General features: G+C 57.0%; 1 protein-coding gene. It reads right to left on the bottom strand.

The genetic code is table 11. The annotated features are described in order from the left end of the window. Positions 1-272, bottom strand: a 272-nt coding sequence (locus AB1471_RS17355; protein WP_367780980.1) for a Rep family protein, incomplete at both ends; no start/stop codon positions are given.

Genomic DNA, 272 nt, shown 5'->3' with positions numbered 1-272 from the left:
CGCAATGCTCCCAATCCACGTGCACGCCTGACAGCTGGTCGCTGATAGCCTGAATCTGTCCGACCGACTTCTTGCCCTTAAAGCACAAGACCACGTGCCAATGCGGCTTTTTGGGTGACCCGTCAGCCCTCACGTCCTTATCGTGGTATGGGCTTATGAATGCCGGAACGTGCAGACCGGCCACGATATCGCGCCAGTTGTCCGGCGCTGAATCCTCATAGACGATAATCGTCCAGTTGCGCGTGCGCTCATCTTTCGGCTTATCCTTGCCG

It is taken from the genome of Jeotgalibacillus marinus, assembly GCF_040801915.1.
Taxonomy (GTDB): domain Bacteria; phylum Bacillota; class Bacilli; order Bacillales; family Jeotgalibacillaceae; genus Jeotgalibacillus; species Jeotgalibacillus marinus.
This window is presented reverse-complemented; position numbering and strand designations above follow the sequence as displayed.